The following is a 24,167-nucleotide window of genomic DNA, read 5'->3' on the forward strand; positions in this document are numbered from 1 at the left end:
GTCCCCTCAATTGTATATGCAGTTGCGCAGCGCGATCAGCCCTGCCTGCATCTCTTGCTTTGGGGCCACCAATGCGACCCTTATATATGCCTTGCCGGGGTTCTCGCCCCGCACGTCGCGGCTGAGGTATGCGCCGGGCAGAACCCGAACCCCGGTTTCCCGCCATAGCCGAAGCGCCGCATCCTCGCCATCCGCCACCGGGAGCCACAGGAAAAATCCCGCCTCCGGCCCCTCGTAGCCCGCGACATCGCCGAAAATCTCGTCGGCCAGCTTGAATTTCTCTTGGTAAAGGCGCCTGTTTTCAACCACATGCGCTTCATCGGTCCACGCCCGCTCTGCCACGGCCTGCAGCGGCAGAGGAAGCGGTGCACCGCCATAAGCCCGCAGTTGCCGCGCCTTTGCTATACTTTGCGCGCCGCCCGCGATGAACCCCGATCGCAGCCCCGGCAGGTTCGATCGTTTCGACAGCGAATGGAAAATCACCACCCGCTCCGGGTCCGCGCCCATCTCCTGCGCGACCTGCATCGCGCCTACCGGCGGATCGGTGCGGTATATCTCGGAATAGCATTCGTCGGCGAAGATGCGGAAATCGTATTGCTCGGCCAGCTTGATCAGATCGGTCCAATAGGCACGGCTTGCCACCGCGCCTTGCGGGTTCGACGGCGAGCAGATGTAAGCCGCCGCCATCCGGTTAAGCACATCCTTGGAAAGTGACGTAAAATCAGGTAGATGACCCGTTTCCTGCGTGGCCGGAACGAAATGCGGCTCTGCCCCGACGGATAGCGCGCCAACCATGTAAACCTGGTAAAACGGGTTCGGCATCGCGACCACCGGGCGGCCGCCCGCCTTGGCCTCGGGCACCAATGCCATGCATATGTTATAAAGCCCCTCGCGCGTGCCGTTCAGGGCCATCACCTCGGTTTCCGGGTCCACCGACACGCCATAGCGGCGGCGCAGCCAATCGCTGATCGCGGCGCGCAGCGTCTCGCTGCCCTCGTTCGGTGGATAGCGCCCGAAGCCCGCCGTATTGGCCGCCAAAACCTCGCCCACCCAATCGGGAAACGGGTGCTTTGGCTCTCCAATCGACATGTGAATCACGTCGCCGCCGGGCGCGTGCTCATCCAAAAGCGCCCGCAAACGCGGGAACGCATATGCCGGAAGGTTCGAAAACCGCTCGGGAAACATATTCAACTGCCTCAAGGTTCGGGATCATTGACGCCCCGTTTTGCCCCAAACTACCGAAACGGGGCCGTTGCGTCCAGAACAACAGTGGCACACGCCCACGCATTCCTGCGGCTGCGGCAAATGTGCAAATGGGCGAAATCAATCGCCCAGCTTGGCATGCACCTCGTCGAGGTCGATCTCGCCCGTGGGCATCTTGTTCGACGGGTCCTCGAAATCGTATTTGAACAGCCGGAAATCGCGCTTGTAGATCTCGTAAACCAGGTGCATCGACAGATCGTCGAAATAATCCTCGACGGGGTGCGCCCGCTTGGGCCCGTGCCCCTCGGATTCGTTGAAGCGCGGCACCTGTTCCAAATCGACGGCATGCGGCGTTTCGATCCCGTTCAGCACCTGTTGCATCCCCTCGTTGAACCGCTCGGTCCAGAAGATGCTGTCATACGTTCCCCCGTTCAGGATGAAGGTAGACACATGCCCCGACATCGCCGACCAGTGAATGTCAGGGTCCATCGGCCGGCGCCAGCGGATCGTATCGCGCGCAAACAGAAGGAAACGCCGAAAGCTTTTGATCTGGTCGAACTCTTCTGTTCCGTCCTCGCCCCCCACCTCGATGCCGTATTTCTGCACCAGCAGCGGCACCAGGTTGCCGCGATACCGCTTGCCATTGCGCTGTATCCCGCAGACCTTGTCGAAGAACGAACTCAATATGCGCGTGTAAGGGTTGCGCACACATGTGAACGCATAGGATTTGTGCCCTTTCACGTTGTCCGAAATGGCCTTCTGACTGTCCTCGAGCGCCCATTTGTGGATGCCGCTGCGGGCGTCATGAATATCGCCGTCGAAAAATTCGCCATGGTCGGAATAATACATGATCTGCCCAATGGTCGAGCAGGCGCATTTCGGCACCACGCGATACACCACGCTTTCGCTTGTCGTCATCCAGGTTCCGGGAAATCCCATGAACACGCCCTCCTTTGCCAACGCGCCACAACGCGCCGGAGCTACCATTGTCGAAAAAACAAAATAAATAATGTTTATTCAACGACTTTTGCCCTTTATCTATCCCTACAAAGACATTGAACAGGGGCTTTCGTTTCCGTAATGGCAAAAATCGCCTTCATACTGCTGTGCCACAAGGACCCCGACGCCATAATCAGGCAGGCAGAGCAGCTTACCGCCATGGGCGATTGCATGGCGATCCACTTTGATGCCCGCGCCGCCAACGCCGATTTCGATCGTATCAGGTCCGCCCTGGCGGACAATCCCAACATCACTTTCGCGCGCAAGCGGATCAAGTGCGGCTGGGGCGAATGGTCCCTGGTGCAGGCCACCCTCAACGCCGTCGAAGCGGCCGAAGCCGCCTTTCCCCGCGCCACGCATTTCTACATGGTGTCGGGCGATTGCATGGCGATCAAGTCCGCCGAATACGCCCACGATTTCCTCGATGCCGAAGACGTTGATTATATCGAAAGCTTCGATTTCTTCAAAAGCGACTGGATCAAGACCGGCATCAAGCAAGAGCGCCTGATTTACCGCCACTATTTCAACGAACGCAAACACAAGCGGCTGTTCTATGCCTCGATGGCGCTGCAACAAAAGCTGCACCTGTCGCGGCCCATTCCGCACGATATCGATGTCCAGATCGGTAGCCAATGGTGGTGCCTGCGCCGCCGCACCATCGAAAAGATCCTCGCCTTCACGCGTGAGCGCCCCGATGTGATGCGGTTTTTCCGCACCACGTGGATCCCCGATGAAACCTTCTTTCAGACCCTCGTGAGGCACCTGATCCCCGCCCCCGAGATCCGTTCCCGGACGCTGACCTTCCTGATGTTTTCGGATTACGGCATGCCGGTGACGTTCTACAATGATCACTACGATCTACTGCTGGCGCAGGACTACCTCTTTGCCCGCAAGATCAGCCCCGAGGCGCTGGAGCTGAAATCGCGGCTGGGGGTGCTGTATTCAGCCACCGGCGTCGACTTCCAAATCTCGAACGAGGGGCGCAGCCTCTATCAGTTCCTGGCGGGGCGCGGCCGCATCGGGCGGCGCTTTGGCACCCGGTTTTGGGAAACCGAAAGCACCCTGGGCCGCGAGCGCGAGCTGATGATCATCATCTGCAAGAAATGGCACATCGCCAAGCGCCTCGTCGGCCGTATCCGCGCGGCGACGGACATCCCGGCGATCGAATACCTGTTCAACGAAGCCGACACCGACCTGCCCGATCTGGGCGGCATCCAGGCGACCTTGGGCAAACGGACGCGCCACCGCCGCGCCCTGATGCGGATGCTGTTCGAATACCACGACACCAACCGCCTGATCATCTGCATAGATCCGTCCAATATCGAGCTGCTGAACGATTTCGGCGGCGACCGCTCGACCACCCGCCTGCTTGAGGTCGATTGCCTGTTTTCCGACATCTACCTGAAGGGTCACGCCAAACGCGTCGGCCTGGCCGGCGAGCAAACGCCGACGCGCACGCTAGAGCGTCTGCTGCCCACGATCCGGCAGGACATCGCCAACGAAAGCGAAAACATCCGCGATGCCGGGTACGACAATTACAGCCGCATCCGCGAGGTGGACTCGGTCGATGTGAACGCGCGAAACCTGGCGCGCTTCCTTGCCGTTTCCGAACAGAAAGCGCATGAAATACTCGCGATCCACTACATTTTTGCCGATTGAGGTGCATGATGACCGAACGCTACGACGACCAGAACATTTTCGCCAAGATCCTGCGCGGCGAAATTCCCAGCAAGACGGTTCTGGAAACCGAACACAGCCTTGCCTTCCATGACATATCCGAACAGGCACCGGTGCACGTTCTGGTGATCCCCAAGGGCCCGTATATCAGCTACGACCATTTCGCGCTGACCGCGTCCGAGGCCGAGATCGTGGATTACACCCGCGCCATCGGCGAGGTCTGCAAGATGATGGGCGTGCAACCGGGCGAGGGGGGCGGCTTTCGCATGATCTCCAACGCGGGCGAGGCCGGAATTCAAGAGGTGCCGCACCTGCATGTGCACATCCTCGGCGGGCGCCGCCTTGGCCGGATGCTACCCCGCGCGGATTGAGGCGCGGCGAGCTAGCGTTTACCGCCTGACACAAGACACCCGATGAAGATCAGGAGGCCCTTGCGGCGGGTCAGCGCGGCTTCTCAACCGTCCGCCTCAACAGCAGGCCAGTCCCATCCCGGCAACTTGTGCCCTAGCGCCAGCGCCGCCCGCAGGTGGCAAGTTGCGCGTCGTAGGTCATCGCGCGCGATGCCACCTCGCCCGAGATGCGCATCAGCCAGCTTTTGCGCCGATAGGTACCGCGCGAGAACCCGTTATGCCCCTCGTGGTAAGCCAGGTATTGATTGCGGGCGTCCGATAGCGGGATGCTGTTTCGTTCACGCGTCTTGTTCATGTACCAGCCGATGAAATCGGTGGCGTCGAATATCCTGTCTCGGCGCGCGCCATAACGGTTCTGATCGCGTTGATAATCCCGCCACGTGCCATCGAGTGCCTGCGCGTAGCCGTAGGCCGAGCTTTGCCGCCCCATCGGCAGGATGCCAAGGGCGTAGCGCAGCGGCGTGCGCGCGCGGGCGTCGAATTTGCTTTCCTGGTGGATGAAGGCCATCTGCACCGCGACGGGGACGCCCCATTTGCTTTGCGCCTTCTTGAAGGCACGGCCGTAAACCGGCCTGTCCTTCACGATTGCACAGGCATCGTCAAGGTTGCGCGGCGCAGACCTGTCGCCGCCGCCGCATGACGCCAGCACAAGTATGATCACCATAGCGCGAAGAGTTCTGCTCATCTGCCTCTCGCCTCGTATGTCTTCTTTTTTTGCCATGTTAGCTGAAACAGGCCCGCGAGGAAACGGGTATTCCCTGCTTGCGCGCTTGGCGGTTTGGATTTGAGCGCGTGTTGGCTCTTATTTTCGTGATCGCCGAGACAGAGTGTTTCCGTTGAAATTTGTCCTATCGTTGGACAAATACCCCTTGTTGCGGCTATTCATGGCAGGTAGGGGCACGTCTGATATGTTGAAAACGCGCGCGAAATATCATCTTGGCCAGGTCGTTCGCCACAAGAAGCACCCGTTTCGCGGGGTCGTGTTCGATGTGGACCCGGAATTCAGCAATTCCGAGGAATGGTACGATGCCATCCCCGAGGATAGCCGCCCGCGGCGCGAGCAGCCGTTTTACCACCTTCTGGCGGAAAACGAGCAGAGCTATTACGTCGCTTATGTGTCCGAGCAGAACCTTGTCGCCGACTATTCCGGCGAGCCGGTGGATCACCCCGATATCCCGGACCTGTTCGGCCCGTTCGAGGATGGGCACTATCCGCTGGATTTCCAACTGAACTGAACAGAACGGCACGGCGCGCCGGGCGGCATGGGGTCAGTACCCCAACGCGCACCCGTCCTTGCGCGGGTCTGAGGCGCCTTCGAGAACGCCATCCTCGCGAATCAGGATGTTTTGCGCGCCGCCGATGGGGGCGTCAGGCACCTCGATCCGGTGGCCCAGGTCGGCCAGCTCCTGCCGGGTTTTCGCGTTGTAGCCTTTTTCAAGCTTGAGCACACCGCCATCGGCAAAGGCGCGCGGCGCATCGACGGCGTCTTGCGGCGCCATGCCGAAATCGACCAGGTTCGACACGAAGCGCGCGTGCCCGGTTGACTGATACTGGCCGCCCATCACGCCGAACGGCATGATCAGGCGCCCTTGGCGGCGGAGCATGCCGGGAATGATCGTGTGCATGGGGCGCTTGCCGGGGCCATATTCATTCGGGTGCCCCTTCGACAGGGTGAACCCGGCGCCGCGGTTTTGCAGCAAGATGCCGAACTTGTCCGACGCGATGCCCGATCCGAACGGGTGGAAGATCGAGTAAATCAGCGAGACCGCCATCCGGTCCTTGTCCACGACCGTGATATAGACGGTGTCGCGGTGCACCGCCTCGGTCAGGGGGGCGGGCGGCCCCATCGCGCGGGCCGGATCGATCAGCGCGGCCAACCGCGCCGCCGTTTCCGGCGATAGCATGTGATCCAGCGCGGTGGTGTGGTCCGGGTCGGCGATGAAACGGTTGCGCGCGTCATAGGCCAGCTTGGTCGCCTCGGCCTCGATATGGGCGCGGGCACTGCCGAACGGGTCCATGCTGGCGATGTCGAAATGCGACAGGATATTGAGCAGCAATATCGCGGTTGCGCCTTGGCCGTTGGGCGGATGCTCCAGCAAATCGGTGCCCTTGTAGGTGCCGTCCACGGGCGTGGTCGCGTTGCTTGCCGCGGCGGCGAAATCCTGCGCGTCGTGGCCACCGCCATGGCGGTGCAGCGCGGCAAGCATGTCGTCGGCCACTTCGCCGGTGTAGAACGCATCGCGTCCGTCGCGCGCGATACGGCGCAGCACCTCGGCCTGACCGGGGGAGCGGAAGACCTGCCCGATCTGGCCGGGTTTGCCATCGAACATGAAATGCTTGCGCGCGGTATCGTCCAGCGCGCCGCTGGTTGCCGTCCAATCCATCGCGACACGCGGCGCCACCGGAACGCCGGCATCGGCATAGTGAATGGCCGGGGCCAGCAGCGCGTCGAGGCCAAGTTTGCCGTGCTTGTCAGACAGTTGGCAGAACGCATCAACGGCGCCGGGGATGGTGACCGCCTCGGCACTGTTGAGCGGCACCGCATCGTGGCCGGCCCCGCGCAGCGCGTCTGCATCGGCGCTGGCAGGCGCGCGGCCGGAGCCGTTCCAGGCATGGATATCCTGGCTGCCGGGAGTGGAAAACAGGACAAAGCAATCGCCGCCAATGCCGGTCATGTGCGGCTCGCATATGCCCAGAAGGACGGCGCCGGCGATGGCCGCATCCATGGCGTTTCCGCCGCGCTCAAGCGTATCAACGGCGACCTTCGCCGCCAGCGGATGAGAGGTGGCGCACATGCCACCCGTCGCCAGAACGGGAGAGCGGCCGGGAAGATGAAAATCGCGCATGGGTATTCCTTTGGGGTTTGGCGCGTCGATCCTGCATCACTGGCGCCAGAACTACAAGATATCAGCAGCTTGGAGCGGGCCGGGGCCAAACACATGGGGTATGAATAGCTTGTTGCGGGCATAGGGCGATCGGTTGAGAAGCCGCGCATCGCCGTGCCTATGATGGACGGCGCCCCTTTGGGGCGACGGGGCGGCCCGCGGCTTTGATTCCGCGCCGGGCGCTATATCGAATGGCAGCATGGCCGTGATCATGGGGGAAAGAGAACCTCGACGCCGCGCACTGGGTGGGGGCTGTGAAAACCGCGGCGCCGAGGGAAGCCATATCCAGCTACAGTATTGTGTATGAAGAAGGAATCCGACCGCAATAGGATTGCATTGGGGCAAATTAGGGGCGCCGCGCCGCTATCTGCCATCCTTTGGGCACATCGCGCCCTTGAGGATGGGCACGGCAAAGCTTAGGCAATTGCGGCCGTGCTTGCGCGTGAAGCTCAGCCTGACGCTGAGCATCCGGATCAGATCCCAACCAAAGCCACCTTCGGGCAGGGGGCCCTCGGGGGGGTATTGCCTTGGCATCGAACGGGCCTGCAACACGCCCCTAGGCAATGGCGTCCCCTCATCCAGCACGGCAAAGCGAAATGCAACGGGGGTGGCGGTGCAGGTGATATCGATCGGGCCGCCGCGCGGCTGGCTGGCATAGGCGTGTTCGGCAATATTGTTCAGCACTTCGGCAAGAACGATCTCGATCGTGCCCAGCATCACGTGATCCGCGTTATGCCGGGTGGCGTGCGCCTTGATCTGTTCAAGGCTGCGGCGGATCTCGTATTCATCGCTATTGAGGCGCAGGCGCAGGTTGTTTCCGGACTGCATCGGAGGGCGGGTGTGGCGGGGATCGGCCTTAGCCGGCATTGTATTGCAGCCCCTCATCCGTCGTTTCGTGAATGGTGAACACCTTGTCCATGCGCGTCAGGCGAAACACGCGGTCCACGTTGGGCGTCAGCCCCGCAAGGTGCAGTTTGCGCTGCGTGCCCATCTGTTTCATCGCGGCGACGATCGAGCCAAGGCCACTGGAATCGATGAACGAGACGTCGGAGAGGTCAAGGATAACGGTCGCGGGCGCGCCTTCGGTCAGTGCGCGCATGCGATCCTTGAAGGCGATCGCGACAGCGGCATCAATGCGCCCCCCTTTGACCGAAAGGAGCCGGACATTGCCGGTGTCGTGACTGTGGATTTCCATATGGGTGCCTCACAGGTTATGCGTAGAACTACAGGCTAGACCGAGTTTCTTACCATTCGGTATTCAGGAATCGGTAAAAAGGGGGAATCGGAATGAACAAGGTAGTCATCGCAGGCGCATCGCGTACGCCCATGGGCGGTTTCCAGGGTGTGTTCAACGGTGTCGAGGCGTCAGAACTGGGCGGCGCGGCGATTCGCGCCGCACTGGAGGGCGCGGGCGCGGCATCGGTTGACGAGGTTCTGATGGGCTGCGTCCTGCCCGCCGGGCAGGGGCAGGCGCCCGCGCGCCAGGCCGGTTTCGCCGCAGGGCTGGGCGAAGAGGTGCCGGCGACCACGCTGAACAAGATGTGCGGCTCAGGCATGAAGGCGGCGATGATGGCGTTTGACCAGATCGCACTGGGCCACACCGGCACGATGATCGCGGGCGGCATGGAAAGCATGTCGAACGCGCCTTACCTGCTGCCCAAGATGCGCGGCGGCGCGCGGATCGGGCACGGGCAGGTGATCGATCACATGTTCCTGGACGGTCTGGAGGATGCCTATGACAAAGGCCGCCTGATGGGCACCTTCGCCGAGGATTGCGCCGAGAAGTATCAGTTCACCCGCGAGGCGCAGGACGAATACGCGCTGCGGTCCCTTTCCAATGCGTTGGAGGCCGAGAAATCCGGCGCGTTCGACGGTGAGATCACGCAGGTCGTGCTGCCCTCGCGCAAGGGCGATGTGACGATCAGCACCGATGAGCAACCCGCCAACGCGCGCCCCGACAAGATCCCGCAGCTCAAGCCCGCGTTCCGCGAGGGGGGCACCGTGACGGCGGCGAACTCGTCTTCGATTTCCGATGGCGCGGCGGCGCTGGTCCTCGCGTCCGAGGAGGCCGCAAAGGCGCAAGGCCTGAATGTGCGCGCGCGCATCGTGGGCCATGCCAGCCACGCACAGGCGCCCGGGTGGTTCACCACCGCGCCGGTGCCCGCGGCGCAAAAGCTGCTGGAGCGGATCGGCTGGGACGTCGATAGCGTCGAGTTGTGGGAGGTGAACGAGGCGTTCGCCGTGGTGCCCATGGCGTTTATGCAGGAAATGAACATCCCCCGCGAAAAGGTGAACGTGAACGGCGGCGCCTGCGCCTTGGGCCATCCCATCGGGGCATCGGGCGCGCGGATCATGGTGACGCTTCTCAATGCGATGGAAAAGCAGGGGCTCAAGCGCGGGGTCGCCGCGATCTGCATTGGCGGCGGAGAAGGCACCGCCATCGCGATCGAGCGGGACTAAAGCCGCGCGCGGCCCTCGGGACCCGGGTTTATTTCCCCCGGACCATTGATTTGCGCATCAATCCTCCGTTTGATCACTGCAAACGGGAGGAATGAGCGTGAGCAAGTTGAAACTTCTATGGGCCTTGGGAAAGGTTTTCCTGCCCGAAGGTATCGTCAGGGCGATCTATGGTGGGCGCCTGCCCGTTGTGGACGGGCGGCGCATCGATCCCAAGGCACAGGCGGTGACCGATCTGGTGGCGCAACTGCGCGACCCGAACGCGCCGCCGACGTTGGAGCAGAGCCGCGCGCAGATCGCGCAGATGGCAGCCAAGTTCGAGCGCCCCTGCCCGGCGCAAGTGCAGAAAACCGAGATCACCCTGCCGGGCGCCGATGGCCCGCGCCACGCGCGCGTGTATTCACCGCAAGGGGCCGATCCACAGGCGGCGCAGCCGACGCTGCTGTTTTTGCATGGCGGCGGTTGGGTGCAGGGGGGCTTGGACACGCATGACGGCATGTGCGGGCACCTGTCGCAATTATCGGGGGTCAGGGTGATCTCGCTGGACTATCGCCTTGCGCCCGAACATCCGTTTCCCGCCGCGCCCGATGATGTGCTGGCGTGTTACCGTGTGCTGCTGGACGGGGCCGGGGGCCTGCAGGTGCGGGCCGATCAACTGGCCGTGGGCGGCGATAGCGCGGGCGGCAACCTGACGGCGTGCCTGATGCATGATCTTGGCGCGGGCGGATTGCCGATGCCGGCGGCGCAGGTTCTGATTTATCCGGGCACCGATGGGCGGCTGAATACGAAATCCATGCATGATCTGCAGGACCAGCCGGTTTTGCCGGCCAAGCGCATCGAATGGTACCTAAGCCTCTACCTGCCCGAGGGGCAAGACCGGAACGATCCGCGTGTGTCGCCGGTGTTGTCCGATCATCTGTTCGGGCAGCCGCGCGCGATCATCGTCGCGGGCGGGCACGATCCGCTATGGGACGACGCGCAATCGCACGCGCGGGCGTTGGAGCAGGCGGGCGTGGCCGTGGACCTCATGAATTATCCCGGGCAGGTGCATGCCTTCGTGTCCTTGACGCGGGTGGTGCCGCAGGGCAATGACGCGCTCCAAAAGATCGCGGCCTGGCTGAAGGCGGCGCTGTCATGAGGTTCTGATGCGCGTTGACTACACAACCCTTGCGAAAACCATCGCGGCCCTGACCGAGGGCGAGACCGACACAGTCGCCCTGATGGCGACGGTCGCGTGCGAGGTGCACCATGCCGATGATCGCTTCGACTGGACCGGGTTTTACCGCGTGACGGGGCCCGAAACCCTCAAGATCGGGCCGTACCAGGGCGGGCACGGGTGTCTCGTCATCCCGTTCTCGCGCGGGGTGTGCGGTGCGGCGGCGCGCACGCGGCAGGCGCAGATCGTCGAGGATGTCGAGGCGTTTCCGGGCCATATCGCGTGCAACGCATCGACGCGATCGGAACTGGTCCTGCCGGTCGTTGACGGGGCCGGGCGGCTGTTGGGCGTGCTGGATATCGATAGCGATCAGCCCGGCGCGTTTGGCCAGGAGGACGCCGATCACCTGTCGGCGATCCTGGGACAGGTTTTCGCCAACGCAGCCGCTGCATGAGCTGGGAAGGCTGGAGCATCTTCGCGCTGTTCTGGGTCGTGTTCGTGACATCGCCCGGCCCCAATGCTGCCAATTGCATCATGAACGGGTTCACCGTGGGGTTCGCGCGGGCGCTGTGGGGGGTGGCGGCGATCCTGACGCAGGCGGCGCTGTTTCTGACGCTGTCGGCACTGGGCATCACCGCGTTTCTGGCGACGGCGCCCGAGGCGTTTCGCATCCTGCAACTGGCTGGGGCGGCGGTGTTGATTGTGCTGGGCGTTCGCGGCTGGCTAAGGGCGCATATCGTGGTCGAGGCGGGGAACAGGCCGGCCGCCTCGATCTATGGGCGGGCCTTTGCCATCGCAACGATCAACGCCAAAAGCGTGGCCGGCTACCTTGCCGCGTTCACGCAGTTCGTGCAGCCGGACCTGCCCATCGGGGCGCAGATGTGGGTAATCTACCCCACTGCCCTGACCATCACGGCGATCAGCTATACCAGCTATACCGCCCTTGGCGCGTGGTTGGGGCGGGCGGCGCTAGGGGTGCTGGCGAACCTGTGGCTCAAGCGGGGGCTGGCGCTGTGTTTCATCATCTACGGGGTGCTGTTGGCGCTGGCGCCGCTGCCCGCCCCGCGGGGCATGGACAATACAGGTCAGGGCGCGCTATCGCAGGGCGATGCAGACACCCTATGACCCGCCCCAAGACCCGCTGGACATCCTGCACGAGGATGAGGCGCTTATCGTCGTGAACAAGCCCGCCGGCCTATTGTCGGTGCCGGGGCGGGGCGAACACCTGGCCGATTGCCTGCTAAGCCGTTTGCAGGCCGCGTTTCCACAGGCCCTGTTGGTGCACCGGCTGGATCGCGACACGTCGGGCGTGATGGTGTTTGCGATGACGCCCCACGCGCAGCGGCACCTTTCGGCGCAGTTCGAGGCGCGCAAGACCCGCAAGGCATATGTCGCGCGCCTTGCCGGGCTGCTGGAGCCCGCGCAGGGCAGTGTCGATCTGCCCCTGATCGTGGATTGGGAGCGCCGCCCGCGGCAGAAGGTCTGCGCCGAGACGGGCAAACCGGCCCTGACCGAATGGCGCGTGATGCGCCACGAGGGGGATGAAACGCGCGTTCGCCTGATGCCCAAAACGGGCCGCAGCCATCAGTTGCGGGTGCATATGCTGTCCTTGGGGCACGTGATCCTGGGCGATCCGATCTATGCCGAGGGCGCCGCCGCCGCGCATCCGCGCCTGATGCTGCATTCCGAGGAATTGCGCCTCAAGCACCCTGATAGCGGCCGGGGCATGCGGTTTCGCGCGGCGGCGCCGTTCTGAGCGCCCCGGCGGCGCGCGCCGCTACTGGCGCAGCACGCGGTCGGTGAGGTTGCGGCGCGCGGCGATGATCGGCTGCATCAGGGTGGTAAGGTCGGCGTCGCCGTCCATGAGTTGCGCCAGTTCGTCCAGCCGGTTGCCCGCGACAAGGTGCAGAAGGTCGGTGCGCACCTGCCCCTCGGCGTCGCGTGGCAGGCGCGTCGCCGTTTGCAACAGATCGGGCCGCGTGGCCGCGGCAAGATCCGCCTCGACCGCGCTGGCGTCGCGGGTGGTTTCCACGAACGCATAGATGCCCACGGTGCGGCCGGGTTGCGAAAACGGGCACAGGGCAACCGCCCCGACCCCCGGTTGCGCCTGCAACGCCTTGCGGATCGCGGGGCCATCCTGCGCAATGCGGTTCTCGTCGCCTTCGCTATCGGACCAGTGCATCAGCCGCCGGGTGATGAACTTGTAAAGCCGCTTGCCCGTGGCGAGCCAGATCCGTGTCGGCAGGGCCTTGTGGTGCAGCATCCGCCATTCCGACGGGGTTAGCAGGTGCCGCGCGAAGCTGCGCTTTTGCTTGAGCAGGTGGCGCAAATCCTCGCGCGCCATCAGGCGAAACAGCAGCCCCCGGCGGCGATGCACCGAGGCCAGTTGAAAATCGATCACGGCGGCGCGCCCATCGGGCGTCATCAGCCAGTTCTGCGGCTTGGCGATATCATTGTGGGTCACGCCGCGGCGGCGCATGTCGCGCAGGATGCGCTTGGCATCGTCGTACCAGGTGCGGTCGCCGGGGCGCGCCAGTTGCAAGGGCGTGCCGGCGGCCCAATCGCGCAACAGGCCCTGCGCGTCTGCGCGGATCAGGGTGGGGCAACCCTGAATGCCGCTGACGGCGGCAAGGCCGCGCACCTCGCGCCGGGCAAGCGCCCGCGAGATCGGTCGCGCATACCATGGAACGGTATCGAGACGGCGCAGCACGCGCTTGTCCTGCGGGTCACCCGGCGCATGGCCCAGCCACGTTTCCGAGAACATATCCCGCTTGAGGACCGTCAGCGGCACGAAATCGGCGCAGTCGGGAGGATGATCAGGTGTCGTCGGGGTGGTCATGGATATGACCCTGCTAGCGTGCGGCAATCCGGAAAAGGGGCCGCGCCCGCGCCGCCGCAACTGTCGGCGCGGGCGTGATCGTGCCTGTTACTCGGCGGTCCAGCCCGAGACGGCCTTGACCTCGAGGAAATCCTCGATGCCCCAGACGCCGCCTTCGCGGCCGTTGCCGGATTGCTTCATGCCGCCGAACGGGGCCCCGGCGCCGCGGCCCTGGCCGTTCATCTCGACCATGCCCGAGCGCAGGTTCATCGCCATGCGGTTGGCCTTGGCGCCGTCTTGGGTCTGCACATAGTTGGTCAGGCCATAGGGCGTGTCGTTGGCGATCCTGATCGCGTCTTCCTCGGTCTCGAACGGGATGATCGACAGGACCGGGCCAAAGATTTCCTCGCGCGCGATGGTCATGTCGTTGGTGACATCGGCAAACACCGTTGGCCGCACGTAAAAGCCCTTGTTAAAGCCCTCGGGCCGGCCGGGGCCACCGGCAACAAGGCGCGCGCCTTCGTCGATGCCCTTCTGGATCAGGCCCTGGATCTTGCTCCACTGCGTCTCGTTCACGACGGGGCCGATGTGGCGCCCTTCGTCGTGGCTACTGCCGACCTCTATCCCCTTGGCGATCTCGGCGGCGGCATCGACGGTTTGGTCATAGACGCTTTGTTGCACCAGCATCCGCGACGGCGCGTTGCACGACTGGCCGGAGTTGTTCATCATGTGCAGCACGCCGCGCTTGACCGCCTTTTCGTCGGCATCGTCAAAGATCACGTTGGCGCCCTTGCCGCCCAGCTCAAGGTGCACGCGCTTGAGGGTATCGGCGGCGGCCTTGGAGATCTGGATTCCGGCACGGGTCGAGCCGGTGAAGCTGACCATGTCGACATCGACATGGGACGACAATTGGCTACCAACGCCAGCGCCGTCACCGTTGACCAGGTTGAACACGCCGGGCGGGAAGCCCGCCTCGTGGATCATTTCCGCGAACAGGATCGCGTCCAGCGGCGATTCCTCGGACGGCTTGAGCACCATGGTGCAGCCCGCGATCGCGGCCGCGATCACCTTGAGCGTGATCTGGTTCATCGGCCAGTTCCACGGCGTGATCATGGCGCAAACGCCGATCGGCTCGTGAATGATACGGTCGTTGGGGGCGTGATCGCCCAAGGGGCGGATAAACTCGAAATCCTTGGCCGCGCGGATGAAATTCTTCATGTGTCCGGCACCGGCACCAACCTGTGCCTGGCGTGCCAGGTCGATGGGGGCACCCATCTCAAGGCTGATGGCCTGCGCCATTTCCTCGCTCCGGGCGGTGTAAACCTCAAGCAGCTTTTCCACCAACGCGATCCGCTCTTCGACCGGGGTGCGCATCCATGTGGGAAACGCGGCGCGCGCGGCGGCGACGGCTGCGTCGGTATCGGCCTGGCCACCCAAGGAGATAACCGCGCAGGGGTCTTCGGTCGATGGATCGATGACATTCAGATCGGAAGGCTGGGCGGGATCAACCCAGGCACCGTTGATATAGAACTGGCGTTTTTCGATCATTTCAGACCTCCGTATTGTGCCTTGAACAGCGTGCCGCTCCACCGTTGAAGACGGCCGTCGCGCTGGATTCGCGACACTCTGTCACTGCCGCCGACCGGCTGCAAGTCAGAGGGGTTCAAATCTCTGGCTGGAAACTTATCTTGTAGTGTGAATATACGGCAATCAGCCAACCCCCGATGCAACCGAAAGGATTTTCCCATGGGCATTCGCCTCAACGATATCGTGCCTGACTTCGCCGCCGACACAGACCAGGGACCGATCAAGTTCCACGACTGGATCGGCGATAGCTGGGCAATCCTGTTCTCTCACCCCAAGGATTTCACGCCAGTCTGCACGACCGAGTTCGGCGCCGTGGCGCAACTGGCCGATGAATGGGCCAAACGCAACACCAAGGTGATCGGCCTGTCGGTGGATGCCGCCGACGATCACGTCAAGTGGAAGTCCGACATCGAAAGCTATGCCGACACCAAGGCCGGGTTCCCGATCATCGCGGACGAGGACCTCAAGGTGTCCAAGGCGTTCGACATGCTGCCGGCCGAGGCATATCTGCCCGACGGGAGCACGGCGGCCGATAGCGCATCGGTGCGGTCCGTGTTCATCATCAGCCCGGACAAGAAATTGCAACTGGCGATGACCTACCCGATGTCGGTCGGCCGCAACTTTGCCGAGGTGCTGCGCGCGCTGGACGCGTTGCAGGCCACGTATGAAACGCCGATCGCGACGCCGGCCAACTGGACCAGCGGCGAGGACGTGATCGTAGCGCTGTCGTTGAACGACGAGCAGGCGCGCGACAAGTTCGGCGAGTTCGACGCCAAGCTGCCCTACCTGCGCACGATCAAGCGCCCGGCCTGATCCGTCGGCCGCGACCGGCCGGTACCGGCCACTGAAACTGCTGCCCCCGCGACCGTGATCGCGGGGGTTTGCATTTGGCGACCCTGCTTGCGCGGATGCGCAACAAAAGTGTTTTTGCAAACCTTTCTCCGCTGCTACGCTCGGATGGTTTGACCCCATGAGGCGAGGGCCCCGACGGTGAAAGAAACCCCCAGTAAAACGCGACCGGCCAGGGAAAAGACGACGATCGGCTGGCGCGAAGTGATCAGCCTGCCCGAGCTGGGCATTTCCGATGTCGTGGCCAAGATCGACACCGGCGCGCGCACCTCGGCCATTCATGCCACCCATGTCGTGCCGTTCGTGCGCGAGGGCGCGGATTGGGTGCGCTTTCACATACCGCATTCCAGCGGCCTGCGCGCGCGCGATGTCGAGGCGCCGCTTCTGGGCGAGCGGCCGATCAAGAACACCAGCGGCATCCACGAGGACCGGCTGGTCATCGAAACCGCGCTTGTGCTGGGCCGCCGCCGCTGGAGGATCGAGGTGTCGCTGGCCAATCGCACGCGCATGGCCCTGCCGATCATCCTGGGCCGCACGGCGATCCGGAGGCACAAGATGCTGGTGGACCCGGGCCGGTCATTCCTGTTGGGTAAACCTCCGCACGGGGCTGCGCAAAAACGTGCTTCCGCTGCTGAAACTTCCGATTCGTGAAAGGACTTCATCAATGAAAATCGCGATGATGACGCGCAGCCCGAACCTCTATTCCCACAAGCGGATGAAAGAGGCGGCAGAATTGCGCGGGCACGAAATGGACATGATCAACACCCTGCGCTGTAGCGTGAACATCGCGTCGCGCCGACCCGAGATCTACCTTGATGGGGAGCGCCTGCCGAAATACGACGCGGTGATCCCGCGCATCGGCGCCTCGATCACCTATTACGGCCTTGCGGTGCTCAGGCAGTTCGAGATGCAGGGCGTGTTCCCCGTCAACGAATCCGTGGCGATCGGGCGCTCGCGCGACAAGCTGCGCTCGATGCAGCTATTGGCGCGCGATGGCATCGGCCTGCCGGTGACGACGTTTGCCCACGACCCCAAGAAGGCCGAAGAGGTGGTCAACCTTGCCGGCGGTGCGCCGCTGGTGATCAAGCTGATCGAGGGAACGCAGGGGATCGGCGTGGTTCTGGCCGACACCAACCGATCCGCGAAATCGGTGATCGAGGCGTTCCGCGGCGCGGGGGTTAACATCCTGGCGCAGGAGTTCATCAAAGAGGCCGGCGGCACCGACATCCGCGCCTTCGTCATCGGCGGCAAGGTTGTCGCCGCCATGCAGCGCAGCGGCGCCGAGGGCGAGTTTCGATCGAACCTGCACCGGGGCGGATCGGCCAAGCCGATCAAGGTGTCGCCCGAGGAACGCTCGACCGCGCTGCGCGCGGCCAAGGCCATGGGCCTCAATGTGTGCGGGGTGGATATGCTGCGCTCGAACCACGGGCCGGTGGTGATGGAGGTCAACTCCTCCCCCGGGCTGGAAGGCGTCGAAAAGGCCACCGGCAAGGACATTGCCGGCATGATCATCGACTTCATCGGGCGCAAGGCGCGCGATGGCAAGACGCGGACAAAGGGCCGGGGCTGATGGTCAAGGCGCAGCCGTTTGAGATAGGCGGCGAAAAGATCGCACCGGGCACGCGGCGCACGGTGGATTTGCCGGTATCAACCCTGTCCGATCATACACCGGTCACGATGTCCGTGCATGTCGTGCACGGACGCCGCCCCGGTCCCGTCCTGTTCGTCAGCGCGGCGGTGCATGGCGACGAGGTGATCGGGGTGGAAATCGTTCGCCGCCTCTTGCGCGCCTCGCCGCTCGGGTCGATGGCGGGCACGCTGATGGCCGTGCCTATCGTGAACACCTTCGGGTTCCTGAACCAATCGCGCTACCTGCCGGACCGGCGCGATTTGAACCGCAGTTTTCCCGGCTCGGCGCAAGGATCGCTCGCGGCGCGGTTGGCGCATATTTTCATGACGCAGGTCGTGGCGCGCGCCGATTTGGGGATCGACCTGCATTCCGCCGCGATTCACCGTAGCAACCTGCCGCAGATTCGCCTCAGCGCCGGAAACGACCGGCTTGAGGATCTGGGCCGTGCCTTTGGTGCGCCCGTGATCCTGCATTCGAAACTGCGCGACGGGTCCCTGCGCATGGCCGCCGAAGAGGCGGGGATCGACGTGCTGCTTTACGAGGCGGGCGAGGCGCTCAGGTTCGATGAGTTGGGCGCGCGCAGTGGTGTTGCCGGCATCCTGCGGGTGATGCGGCGGATGGGTATGCTGGGCGCGAAAGGCGTGCCCAAACCGCGCGCCAAGCCGGTGATATGCGATACCTCGGTCTGGTACCGGGCGCCGGCGGGCGGGTTGCTGCGGGCCTATCGCGCGGCGGGCGACCTGATCGAATCGGGCACCGTTCTGGGCGCCATCTCGGACCCGTTCGGCGAGCGGGAGGTCGAACTGACGGCAAGCCGCCCGGGCATCATCGTGGGCCGTAGCAACATGCCCGTCGTCAACGAGGGCGACGCCCTGTTTCACGTCGCAGACATAGGCAAACCCGCCCACGCCGAGGCCGCGATGGAAGGCATCGCCGCGCAGATGGAGGCGGCGCCGCTGTTTGACGAGGACGAGATCATATAAGCGCGGCCCCCAACGCATAAAGCGCCATGATGATCACGACGACCGACCCTATGGTGTAGAAGGTGGCGCGCGTCTCGTGACTGCGTTGCGTGGCATAGGCAATGAAATGGAAAATCCGCGCGATAACAAAGCCATACATCAGAACCTGCGCCAGGATAAGAGACGGATCGGCGGTCACGAACAACAACCCCGCCACCAGGAAAGCGGGGATATTTTCCAAGTCATTACGATGCATCCGGCGTGAGCGATCGACATAATCGTTCGGCCCGATCTGATCCGGGCGCGGCGATTTGTTGAGCGGCCCGGCGCGCAAATCCTCGGGGCTGGCAAACCCGGCGTTGCAGCGCGTCATACGATAGACCGTCATCCAACCCTGCCCCATGATCTTGAGCACCATGAGCGCGGCGGCGATCGCGTAAGTGGAAAAAACCGGGTTCTCCAGTGTCAAAAGGTTCATCTTGCCCTCCTTCGACGGGTCACGTCATCGGTGCAGTATGTCCGCACCCCCGCCATTGACCAAGCACCCGATCCGCCGCGGCGCAGCAACGCAAAATGCCCGGACGTCTCCGCCCGGGCATTTCATTTGCAATATCTGTGACGCTCGCGCGCGCGGATCAGTCGGCCGCGTCTTCTTTCGTCATCTCTTCGCCGGTCTCCTGATCGACGACCTTCATCGACAGGCGCACCTTGCCGCGATCGTCAAAGCCCAGCAGCTTGACCCACACTTCCTGACCTTCCTTGAGAACGTCGGAGGGGTGGTTCAGGCGGCGGTTCTCGATCTGGCTGACATGGACCAGCCCGTCGCGCTTTCCAAAGAAGTTCACGAACGCGCCGAAATCGACGATCTTGACGACGGTGCCCTTGTAGATCTTGCCTTCTTCCGGCTCGGCCACGATCGAATGGATCATGTCATAGGCCTTCTGGATGGCTTCGCCGTTGGGGCTGGCGATCTTGATGATGCCTTCGTCGTTGATATCGACCTTGGCGCCCGACACTTCGACGATCTCGCGGATCACCTTGCCGCCCGACCCGATCACTTCGCGGATCTTGTCGGTGGGGATTTGCATGGTCTCGATGCGCGGGGCGTGAACGCTGAACTCGGCGGCGCCCGAAAGGGCCTTGTCCATCTCGCCAAGGATATGCATCCGGCCTGCCTTGGCCTGATCCAGCGCCTTTTCCATGATTGCGGGCGTAATGCCGGCAACCTTGATGTCCATCTGCAACGAGGTGATGCCCTCGGCCGTGCCGGCCACTTTGAAATCCATGTCGCCAAGGTGGTCCTCGTCCCCGAGGATGTCCGACAGGATGGCATATTCGCCGTCGTCCTCAAGAACCAAACCCATGGCCACACCAGCCACCGACGACTTGAGCGGAACGCCCGCATCCATCATCGACAGCGACCCGCCACAGACCGACGCCATCGACGACGAGCCGTTGGATTCCGTGATCTCGGACACCAGGCGAATGGTGTAGGGGAAATCCGTCGCCGCGGGCAGAACCGCCTGCAACGCGCGCCACGCCAGTTTGCCGTGACCGATCTCGCGGCGGCCAGGAGGGCCCACACGGCCCGCTTCGCCGACCGAGTAGGGCGGGAAGTTGTAGTGCAGCAGGAAGTTGGATTTGAAGTTGCCGTGCAGCGCATCGATGAACTGCTCGTCGTCGCCGGTGCCCAGCGTCGTCACAACCAGGCCCTGGGTCTCACCGCGGGTGAACAGGGCCGAGCCATGCGTGCGCGGCAGCAGGCCGGTTTCGCAGTTGATCTCGCGGATTTCATCCAACTTGCGACCATCGATCCGGTTGCCGTTCTTGACGACATCACCGCGCAGAACGGTCGATTCCAGCTTCTTCATGGCGGCGCCAAGGTTTGCATCCTCAAGCTGCTCTTCGCTGAGTTGCTCCTTGATCGCCTGTTTCGCGGCCGAGATCGCGGCGGTGCGCTCCTGCTTGTCGCGAATGGCGAATGCGGCGCGCATGGCGTCCTCGCCGGCGGCCTTCACTGCCTCATACAGCTCGGAATACTCGGGCGGCTGGAAATCGAACGGCTCTTTCGCGCAATCCTCGGCCAGGTCCACGATCAGGTCGACAACCGGCTGGATCTGCTCGTGGGCGAAGTTCACCGCGCCAAGCATCTCGGCCTCCGACAGCTCATACGCCTCGGATTCGACCATCATCACGGCGTCCTTGGTGCCCGCGACAATCAGGTCAAGGCGCTGCTCGGGGTTGTTGCGCAGATCGTGCATATCGTCGATCTCGGGGTTGAGGATGTATTCGCCATCCGAATACCCCACGCGGCAGCCTGCGATCGGGCCCATGAACGGCGCGCCCGAAATGGTCAGCGCGGCGCTGGCGGCGATCATCGCGACGATGTCGGGATCATTGACCAGGTCGTGGCTAAGCACGGTGCACATGACCAGCGTTTCGTTCTTGAAGCCCGGCACAAACAGCGGGCGAATCGGCCGGTCGATCAGGCGCGCGGTCAGCGTTTCCTTTTCGGTGGGGCGCGCTTCGCGCTTGAAGAAACCGCCGGGCACCTTGCCCGCGGCATAGTATTTTTCCTGATAGTGAACCGTCAGCGGAAAGAAATCCATTCCCGGCTTGGGTTCCTTGGCGAAGGTCACGTTGGCCATGACGCTGGTTTCGCCAAGCGTGGCGATGACAGAGCCATCCGCCTGACGGGCAACCTTGCCCGTTTCCAGTGTGAGGGTCTCTTCCCCCCATTGCATCGATTTCGTCGTTACGTTGAACATCTCGTATCCTAACTTGGCCGCCGGGGCGCATCCCCTTTGGCCGTTTCATCCGGGGCCGCATTGCCCCATGATCCCTGTCTTTCTTGTCCAGAAACCGACGCAGGGATCGGGCGCCGGCTTCATGCGGATAATAGCAAAACCGCGCCCGGTTGGGCGCGGTTTCTCAAGTCAGCGGCGAATGCCGAGGCGTTTGATGAGGTCGCGATAGCGGCCCTCGTCCTTGCCCTTGAGGTAGTCCAGCAGCTTGCGGCGCTGCGCAACCATCTTGAGAAGGCCACGGCGGCCGTGGTTGTCCTTCTTGTGGGTCTTGAAGTGTTCGGTCAGCGTGCTGATGCGCGTGGTGAGGATGGCGATCTGCACCTCGGGCGAACCGGTGTCGCCTTCCTTGGTGGCGAAATCTTTCATCACGCGTGCTTTTTCTTCGACAGTAATCGACATCGGGGTCTCCTTTGAATTGAAGGTTGTGGGCACAAGCCGGGATGTCGTCCAGCAGGGTCCGGAGAAGGGTATGCACGCACGGGGCGGGCATTGCGCGCGTTTAGGGGAATTTTGGCGTCAACACAAGGGAAAAGGCGCGTGCCCGCGCGGCATCGGCTGGGCACGCCACCGTCAGGCCAGTGTGGATTGCCCGACCAACGCGATTTGGTTCAGCGTTGGCACGCCCGCGCCGGCAAAGCTGGCGATCTGCACACCGTCCAGAAGCAAGCTTGTTGTCCCGTCTGCATCCGGTTCCTGCGATAGCGACAGGGTGGGAATGCCTGCGCCGGTCTCGGAATCGTCATACACGACGACAAGGCGGTCCTCGTCCGGGTCGTAATCCTGCACCTGCGCCGGATCATTGATCCAGTCGCCCAATATCAGGGTGTCGGCCCCCGCGCCGCCGCTCACGATATCGCCATTGCCCGCGGTGATCGTGTCGTCGCCCGCGCCGCCGTTAAGGAAATCGGGCGCGGTTTCGGTGTCGTTGTCATCGTGGCCGTCAAGCACGTCATCGCCTTGCCCGCCGAACAAGGCATCGCCGCCCGCGCCCCCGGCAAGGGTGTCGTCGCCCCATCCGCCATGCAGGGAATCCTTGCCGGCGCCGCCTTGCAGCAGGTCATCGCCAGACCCGCCATGCAGCGCGTCGTCGCCATCGCCCCCGTCCAGCGTATCGTCGCCCGTGTATCCGAACAGGTCGTCATCCGCCGCGCCGCCGTACAGGTGATCATCGCCATCCTCGCCGTGAAGGGTGTCTTCCCCCTCCTCGCCATCAAGCCGGTCGTGCCCCTCGCCGCCGCGCATGTCGTCGCCGCCGCCGCCGCCGTGCAGGTCATCGGCGCCGTGCCCGCCGCCGATCTGGTCATGTCCGGCCCCGCCCCGGATCACGTCCGGCCCATTTTGTATGTGTCGGCTGCTGTTCGCAATTGAGAAATTGGCACGATTTCGGAAATCGCTCATATGTATCCGGCCTGTTGATCGGCTCGCGGGCCGTGGCCTTGATGGGGTTACGCACGCGCCGTGGTCTCATTAGCCGCAAGGTCGATGATGACCCAGTGGGCCGTCAGACTCTGGGCGCGTATTTTCTCCGTTCCATGCTGCCCTCTCTTTCGCGAACTCTGTGGTGGCCGTGGTAGGCGTCAGATCGCTTCCATGGCCGCGTCTCGTGGGGCGTCGAACCGGGTGCCGTGGCGCAGAAGGCTCCAGGCGGTTCGGGCGAGCTTGTTGGCGAGCGCTACGGCCGCTTTGTTTCGGGGCATGCGTGCGACCGCTTCGGTCAGCCACGGACCAAAGCTGAAGTCGGACCATCGGTGTGGCCGCATCATGATCACTTTCGCCGCCTGAACGAACAGCATCCTGAGGTAGCGGCTGCCGCGCTTGGTGATCCGGCCGAGAATAGTGCGTCCGCCGGTGCTGAATTGTCGAGGCACCAGGCCAACCCATGCCGCGAAATCGCGCCCCCGGCCGAAGGCCTCGCCTTGGCCGACGGCCGCGACCATCGCCGTCGAAATCATCGGTCCGATGCCAGGTATCGTCATGATGTTGGCGCAGTTCTCTTCGGTTCGGCTGATCTCTTCGATCTCACCCGAGACATCCTCGATCCGTTTGTCCAGCCAAAGCCAGTCGCCGTAGAGCCCGATCAGGATGCCGCGCATCCGGGGCGAGATCTCGTCCCGCCGCTGTTCGAGGATCGTCTCGAAGGAATTCTTCAGCGCCCGTAGTCCCGGCCTGACGGTGATGCCCTGTTCGATCAGGAAGGCCCGGATCTGGTTGATGGTGGCGGTGCGCCGCGAAACCAGCCGTGCCCGGACCCGGTGAAGGGCCTGAAGGTCGAGCTGATCTTGGTCTTTCTCCGAAACGGTCCGAAGGTTGGGCCGCAACGCGGCTTCTGCGATCGCCTCGGCGTCATTGTAATCGTTCTTCTGGCCCTTGTTGAACGGCTTCACGAAAATCGCCGGTATGATCCGCGACTCGAACCCCATGCCCCGCAGCGTTCGGCTGACAAAATGGGCGCTGAGGCAAGCCTCCATTCCCACGATGCAGCGTGGGAGTTGCTCAAAAGTGGCATTCAGGGCCAAGCGCTTGATCTGCTTGCGCATGACCAGTTGGCCGGACCGGTCGAACCCGACCAGGTGAAACGTATCCTTTCCGATGTCGATCCCAACGACGGCGAGGTCTTCGATGCTTCCTGTCTTGTTTGCACACATGGCTACTTCTCCTTTTTGCACGGTTGATCCCTCTTCAGGATAACCCAACGGTGGGGAAGCAGCCGACACATCCCATTAGCCG

The 24,167-nt window shown here is 63.3% G+C and carries 25 protein-coding genes; 12 read left to right on the plus strand and 13 right to left on the minus strand.

Annotated features, from left to right (window positions below; translation table 11 throughout):
• Positions 1-6: 6 nt before the first annotated feature.
• Together G568_RS0112800 and G568_RS0112805 are read right to left on the minus strand one after the other, a co-directional pair.
• Complete coding sequence (locus G568_RS0112800; protein ID WP_026758415.1) at positions 7-1,185, minus strand: aminotransferase class I/II-fold pyridoxal phosphate-dependent enzyme; 1,179 nt, start codon at positions 1,183-1,185, stop codon at positions 7-9.
• A gap of 138 nt (positions 1,186-1,323) precedes the next feature.
• On the minus strand, positions 1,324-2,142 hold the full coding sequence (locus tag G568_RS0112805) for a sulfotransferase family protein (protein WP_026758416.1): 819 nt from the start codon (positions 2,140-2,142) through the stop codon (positions 1,324-1,326).
• Between the two features lie 141 nt (positions 2,143-2,283).
• On the opposite strand from G568_RS0112805, the gene G568_RS0112810 reads away from it, so the two are divergent.
• On the plus strand, positions 2,284-3,861 hold the full coding sequence (locus G568_RS0112810; RefSeq protein WP_026758417.1) for a DUF5928 domain-containing protein: 1,578 nt from the start codon (positions 2,284-2,286) through the stop codon (positions 3,859-3,861).
• An 8-nt stretch (positions 3,862-3,869) separates the two neighbouring features.
• Positions 3,870-4,250 (plus strand): HIT domain-containing protein, encoded by a 381-nt coding sequence (locus G568_RS0112815; protein WP_026758418.1) that lies wholly within the window; start codon positions 3,870-3,872, stop codon positions 4,248-4,250.
• 133 nt (positions 4,251-4,383) lie between these two features.
• On the opposite strand, the gene G568_RS0112820 is transcribed toward G568_RS0112815, so the two are convergent.
• Positions 4,384-4,974, minus strand: coding sequence for a transglycosylase SLT domain-containing protein (locus G568_RS0112820; protein WP_026758419.1), 591 nt, complete (start codon positions 4,972-4,974; stop codon positions 4,384-4,386).
• 223 nt (positions 4,975-5,197) lie between these two features.
• On the opposite strand from G568_RS0112820, the gene hspQ reads away from it, so the two are divergent.
• Positions 5,198-5,524, plus strand: a complete 327-nt coding sequence (gene hspQ, locus G568_RS0112825; RefSeq protein ID WP_026758420.1) for a heat shock protein HspQ — start codon at positions 5,198-5,200, stop codon at positions 5,522-5,524.
• A 33-nt stretch (positions 5,525-5,557) separates the two neighbouring features.
• Here the strand turns inward: hspQ and G568_RS0112830 are convergent, their stop codons facing one another.
• From G568_RS0112830 to G568_RS0112845, 3 genes are all read right to left on the minus strand, one after another.
• Complete coding sequence (locus tag G568_RS0112830) at positions 5,558-7,135, minus strand: gamma-glutamyltransferase family protein (protein ID WP_026758421.1); 1,578 nt, start codon at positions 7,133-7,135, stop codon at positions 5,558-5,560.
• 402 nt (positions 7,136-7,537) lie between these two features.
• Positions 7,538-8,002 (minus strand): ATP-binding protein, encoded by a 465-nt coding sequence (locus G568_RS18800; RefSeq protein ID WP_169576958.1) that lies wholly within the window; start codon positions 8,000-8,002, stop codon positions 7,538-7,540.
• A 28-nt stretch (positions 8,003-8,030) separates the two neighbouring features.
• The gene (locus G568_RS0112845) at positions 8,031-8,369 is read right to left on the minus strand and encodes an STAS domain-containing protein (RefSeq protein ID WP_026758423.1); all 339 of its coding nucleotides are present in this window, start codon (positions 8,367-8,369) and stop codon (positions 8,031-8,033) included.
• A 92-nt stretch (positions 8,370-8,461) separates the two neighbouring features.
• Here G568_RS0112845 and G568_RS0112850 point away from each other — a divergent pair, with 92 nt between their 5' ends.
• From G568_RS0112850 to G568_RS0112870, 5 genes are all read left to right on the plus strand, one after another.
• Complete coding sequence (locus G568_RS0112850; RefSeq protein ID WP_026758424.1) at positions 8,462-9,634, plus strand: thiolase family protein; 1,173 nt, start codon at positions 8,462-8,464, stop codon at positions 9,632-9,634.
• 97 nt (positions 9,635-9,731) lie between these two features.
• The gene (locus tag G568_RS18805) at positions 9,732-10,769 is read left to right on the plus strand and encodes an alpha/beta hydrolase (protein WP_169576959.1); all 1,038 of its coding nucleotides are present in this window, start codon (positions 9,732-9,734) and stop codon (positions 10,767-10,769) included.
• Positions 10,770-10,776: 7 nt separating this feature from the next.
• The gene (locus tag G568_RS0112860; protein WP_026758425.1) at positions 10,777-11,241 is read left to right on the plus strand and encodes a GAF domain-containing protein; all 465 of its coding nucleotides are present in this window, start codon (positions 10,777-10,779) and stop codon (positions 11,239-11,241) included.
• The gene (locus G568_RS18810; RefSeq protein ID WP_051202987.1) at positions 11,238-11,912 is read left to right on the plus strand and encodes a LysE family translocator; all 675 of its coding nucleotides are present in this window, start codon (positions 11,238-11,240) and stop codon (positions 11,910-11,912) included. The genes G568_RS0112860 and G568_RS18810 overlap by 4 nt, the downstream gene beginning before the upstream one ends.
• Complete coding sequence (locus G568_RS0112870; protein ID WP_026758426.1) at positions 11,896-12,543, plus strand: RluA family pseudouridine synthase; 648 nt, start codon at positions 11,896-11,898, stop codon at positions 12,541-12,543. The genes G568_RS18810 and G568_RS0112870 overlap by 17 nt, the downstream gene beginning before the upstream one ends.
• 21 nt (positions 12,544-12,564) lie before the next feature.
• On the opposite strand, the gene G568_RS0112875 is transcribed toward G568_RS0112870, so the two are convergent.
• Positions 12,565-13,626 carry a serine/threonine protein kinase gene (locus tag G568_RS0112875; protein ID WP_037374107.1) on the minus strand — a complete coding sequence of 354 codons (1,062 nt, stop codon included), beginning with the start codon at positions 13,624-13,626 and terminating at the stop codon, positions 12,565-12,567.
• An 87-nt stretch (positions 13,627-13,713) separates the two neighbouring features.
• A complete protein-coding gene (locus G568_RS0112880; RefSeq protein WP_026758428.1) occupies positions 13,714-15,153 on the minus strand; it encodes an aldehyde dehydrogenase family protein in 1,440 nt (479 codons plus the stop codon).
• A gap of 198 nt (positions 15,154-15,351) precedes the next feature.
• Between G568_RS0112880 and G568_RS0112885 the strand changes: the two genes are divergently transcribed.
• The 4 genes from G568_RS0112885 (at position 15,352) to G568_RS0112900 (ending at position 18,654) form a co-directional block, all read left to right on the plus strand.
• Positions 15,352-16,005 (plus strand): peroxiredoxin, encoded by a 654-nt coding sequence (locus G568_RS0112885; RefSeq protein ID WP_026758429.1) that lies wholly within the window; start codon positions 15,352-15,354, stop codon positions 16,003-16,005.
• 177 nt (positions 16,006-16,182) lie between these two features.
• Positions 16,183-16,692, plus strand: coding sequence for an ATP-dependent zinc protease family protein (locus G568_RS18815; RefSeq protein WP_051202989.1), 510 nt, complete (start codon positions 16,183-16,185; stop codon positions 16,690-16,692).
• A gap of 13 nt (positions 16,693-16,705) precedes the next feature.
• Positions 16,706-17,611 (plus strand): 30S ribosomal protein S6--L-glutamate ligase, encoded by a 906-nt coding sequence (gene rimK, locus G568_RS0112895; RefSeq protein WP_026758430.1) that lies wholly within the window; start codon positions 16,706-16,708, stop codon positions 17,609-17,611.
• Positions 17,611-18,654: a succinylglutamate desuccinylase/aspartoacylase family protein gene (locus G568_RS0112900; RefSeq protein ID WP_026758431.1), complete on the plus strand. Its 1,044-nt coding sequence runs from the start codon at positions 17,611-17,613 to the stop codon at positions 18,652-18,654. Before rimK ends, G568_RS0112900 begins: the two co-directional genes overlap by 1 nt.
• Here G568_RS0112900 and G568_RS0112905 read toward each other — a convergent pair.
• The 5 genes from G568_RS0112905 to G568_RS0112925 form a co-directional block, all read right to left on the minus strand.
• Positions 18,647-19,111 (minus strand): MAPEG family protein, encoded by a 465-nt coding sequence (locus G568_RS0112905; protein WP_026758432.1) that lies wholly within the window; start codon positions 19,109-19,111, stop codon positions 18,647-18,649. The genes G568_RS0112900 and G568_RS0112905 overlap by 8 nt on opposite strands.
• 157 nt (positions 19,112-19,268) lie before the next feature.
• Positions 19,269-21,401, minus strand: a complete 2,133-nt coding sequence (pnp, locus tag G568_RS0112910; protein ID WP_026758433.1) for a polyribonucleotide nucleotidyltransferase — start codon at positions 21,399-21,401, stop codon at positions 19,269-19,271.
• Positions 21,402-21,569: 168 nt separating this feature from the next.
• Positions 21,570-21,839, minus strand: coding sequence for a 30S ribosomal protein S15 (gene rpsO / locus G568_RS0112915; protein WP_026758434.1), 270 nt, complete (start codon positions 21,837-21,839; stop codon positions 21,570-21,572).
• Positions 21,840-22,010: 171 nt separating this feature from the next.
• Positions 22,011-22,766 (minus strand): calcium-binding protein, encoded by a 756-nt coding sequence (locus tag G568_RS18820; protein ID WP_051202991.1) that lies wholly within the window; start codon positions 22,764-22,766, stop codon positions 22,011-22,013.
• 251 nt (positions 22,767-23,017) lie between these two features.
• On the minus strand, positions 23,018-24,085 hold the full coding sequence (locus tag G568_RS0112925) for an IS110 family RNA-guided transposase (protein WP_026758435.1): 1,068 nt from the start codon (positions 24,083-24,085) through the stop codon (positions 23,018-23,020).
• Positions 24,086-24,167 lie beyond the last annotated feature (82 nt).

Origin of the sequence: Sediminimonas qiaohouensis DSM 21189, assembly GCF_000423645.1 — a bacterium.
Taxonomy (GTDB): Bacteria; Pseudomonadota; Alphaproteobacteria; order Rhodobacterales; family Rhodobacteraceae; genus Sediminimonas; species Sediminimonas qiaohouensis.

What these genes read in the sequence shown, in the direction of transcription:
- G568_RS0112870 (WP_026758426.1), top strand. Translation starts at nt 11,896, where the DNA reads ATGCAGACACCCTATGACCCGCCCCAAGACCCGCTGGACATCCTGCAC.
- G568_RS0112885 (WP_026758429.1), top strand. Translation starts at nt 15,352, where the DNA reads ATGGGCATTCGCCTCAACGATATCGTGCCTGACTTCGCCGCCGACACA.
- rpsO (WP_026758434.1), bottom strand. Translation starts at nt 21,839, where the DNA reads ATGTCGATTACTGTCGAAGAAAAAGCACGCGTGATGAAAGATTTCGCC.
- pnp (WP_026758433.1), bottom strand. Translation starts at nt 21,401, where the DNA reads ATGTTCAACGTAACGACGAAATCGATGCAATGGGGGGAAGAGACCCTC.
- G568_RS0112800 (WP_026758415.1), bottom strand. Translation starts at nt 1,185, where the DNA reads ATGTTTCCCGAGCGGTTTTCGAACCTTCCGGCATATGCGTTCCCGCGT.
- G568_RS0112805 (WP_026758416.1), bottom strand. Translation starts at nt 2,142, where the DNA reads ATGGGATTTCCCGGAACCTGGATGACGACAAGCGAAAGCGTGGTGTAT.
- rimK (WP_026758430.1), top strand. Translation starts at nt 16,706, where the DNA reads ATGAAAATCGCGATGATGACGCGCAGCCCGAACCTCTATTCCCACAAG.
- G568_RS0112875 (WP_037374107.1), bottom strand. Translation starts at nt 13,626, where the DNA reads ATGACCACCCCGACGACACCTGATCATCCTCCCGACTGCGCCGATTTC.
- G568_RS0112925 (WP_026758435.1), bottom strand. Translation starts at nt 24,085, where the DNA reads ATGTGTGCAAACAAGACAGGAAGCATCGAAGACCTCGCCGTCGTTGGG.
- G568_RS0112860 (WP_026758425.1), top strand. Translation starts at nt 10,777, where the DNA reads ATGCGCGTTGACTACACAACCCTTGCGAAAACCATCGCGGCCCTGACC.
- G568_RS0112815 (WP_026758418.1), top strand. Translation starts at nt 3,870, where the DNA reads ATGACCGAACGCTACGACGACCAGAACATTTTCGCCAAGATCCTGCGC.
- G568_RS0112845 (WP_026758423.1), bottom strand. Translation starts at nt 8,369, where the DNA reads ATGGAAATCCACAGTCACGACACCGGCAATGTCCGGCTCCTTTCGGTC.
- G568_RS0112850 (WP_026758424.1), top strand. Translation starts at nt 8,462, where the DNA reads ATGAACAAGGTAGTCATCGCAGGCGCATCGCGTACGCCCATGGGCGGT.
- hspQ (WP_026758420.1), top strand. Translation starts at nt 5,198, where the DNA reads ATGTTGAAAACGCGCGCGAAATATCATCTTGGCCAGGTCGTTCGCCAC.
- G568_RS0112810 (WP_026758417.1), top strand. Translation starts at nt 2,284, where the DNA reads ATGGCAAAAATCGCCTTCATACTGCTGTGCCACAAGGACCCCGACGCC.
- G568_RS0112830 (WP_026758421.1), bottom strand. Translation starts at nt 7,135, where the DNA reads ATGCGCGATTTTCATCTTCCCGGCCGCTCTCCCGTTCTGGCGACGGGT.
- G568_RS0112880 (WP_026758428.1), bottom strand. Translation starts at nt 15,153, where the DNA reads ATGATCGAAAAACGCCAGTTCTATATCAACGGTGCCTGGGTTGATCCC.
- G568_RS0112820 (WP_026758419.1), bottom strand. Translation starts at nt 4,974, where the DNA reads ATGAGCAGAACTCTTCGCGCTATGGTGATCATACTTGTGCTGGCGTCA.
- G568_RS18800 (WP_169576958.1), bottom strand. Translation starts at nt 8,002, where the DNA reads ATGCAGTCCGGAAACAACCTGCGCCTGCGCCTCAATAGCGATGAATAC.
- G568_RS0112905 (WP_026758432.1), bottom strand. Translation starts at nt 19,111, where the DNA reads ATGAACCTTTTGACACTGGAGAACCCGGTTTTTTCCACTTACGCGATC.
- G568_RS18810 (WP_051202987.1), top strand. Translation starts at nt 11,238, where the DNA reads ATGAGCTGGGAAGGCTGGAGCATCTTCGCGCTGTTCTGGGTCGTGTTC.
- G568_RS0112900 (WP_026758431.1), top strand. Translation starts at nt 17,611, where the DNA reads ATGGTCAAGGCGCAGCCGTTTGAGATAGGCGGCGAAAAGATCGCACCG.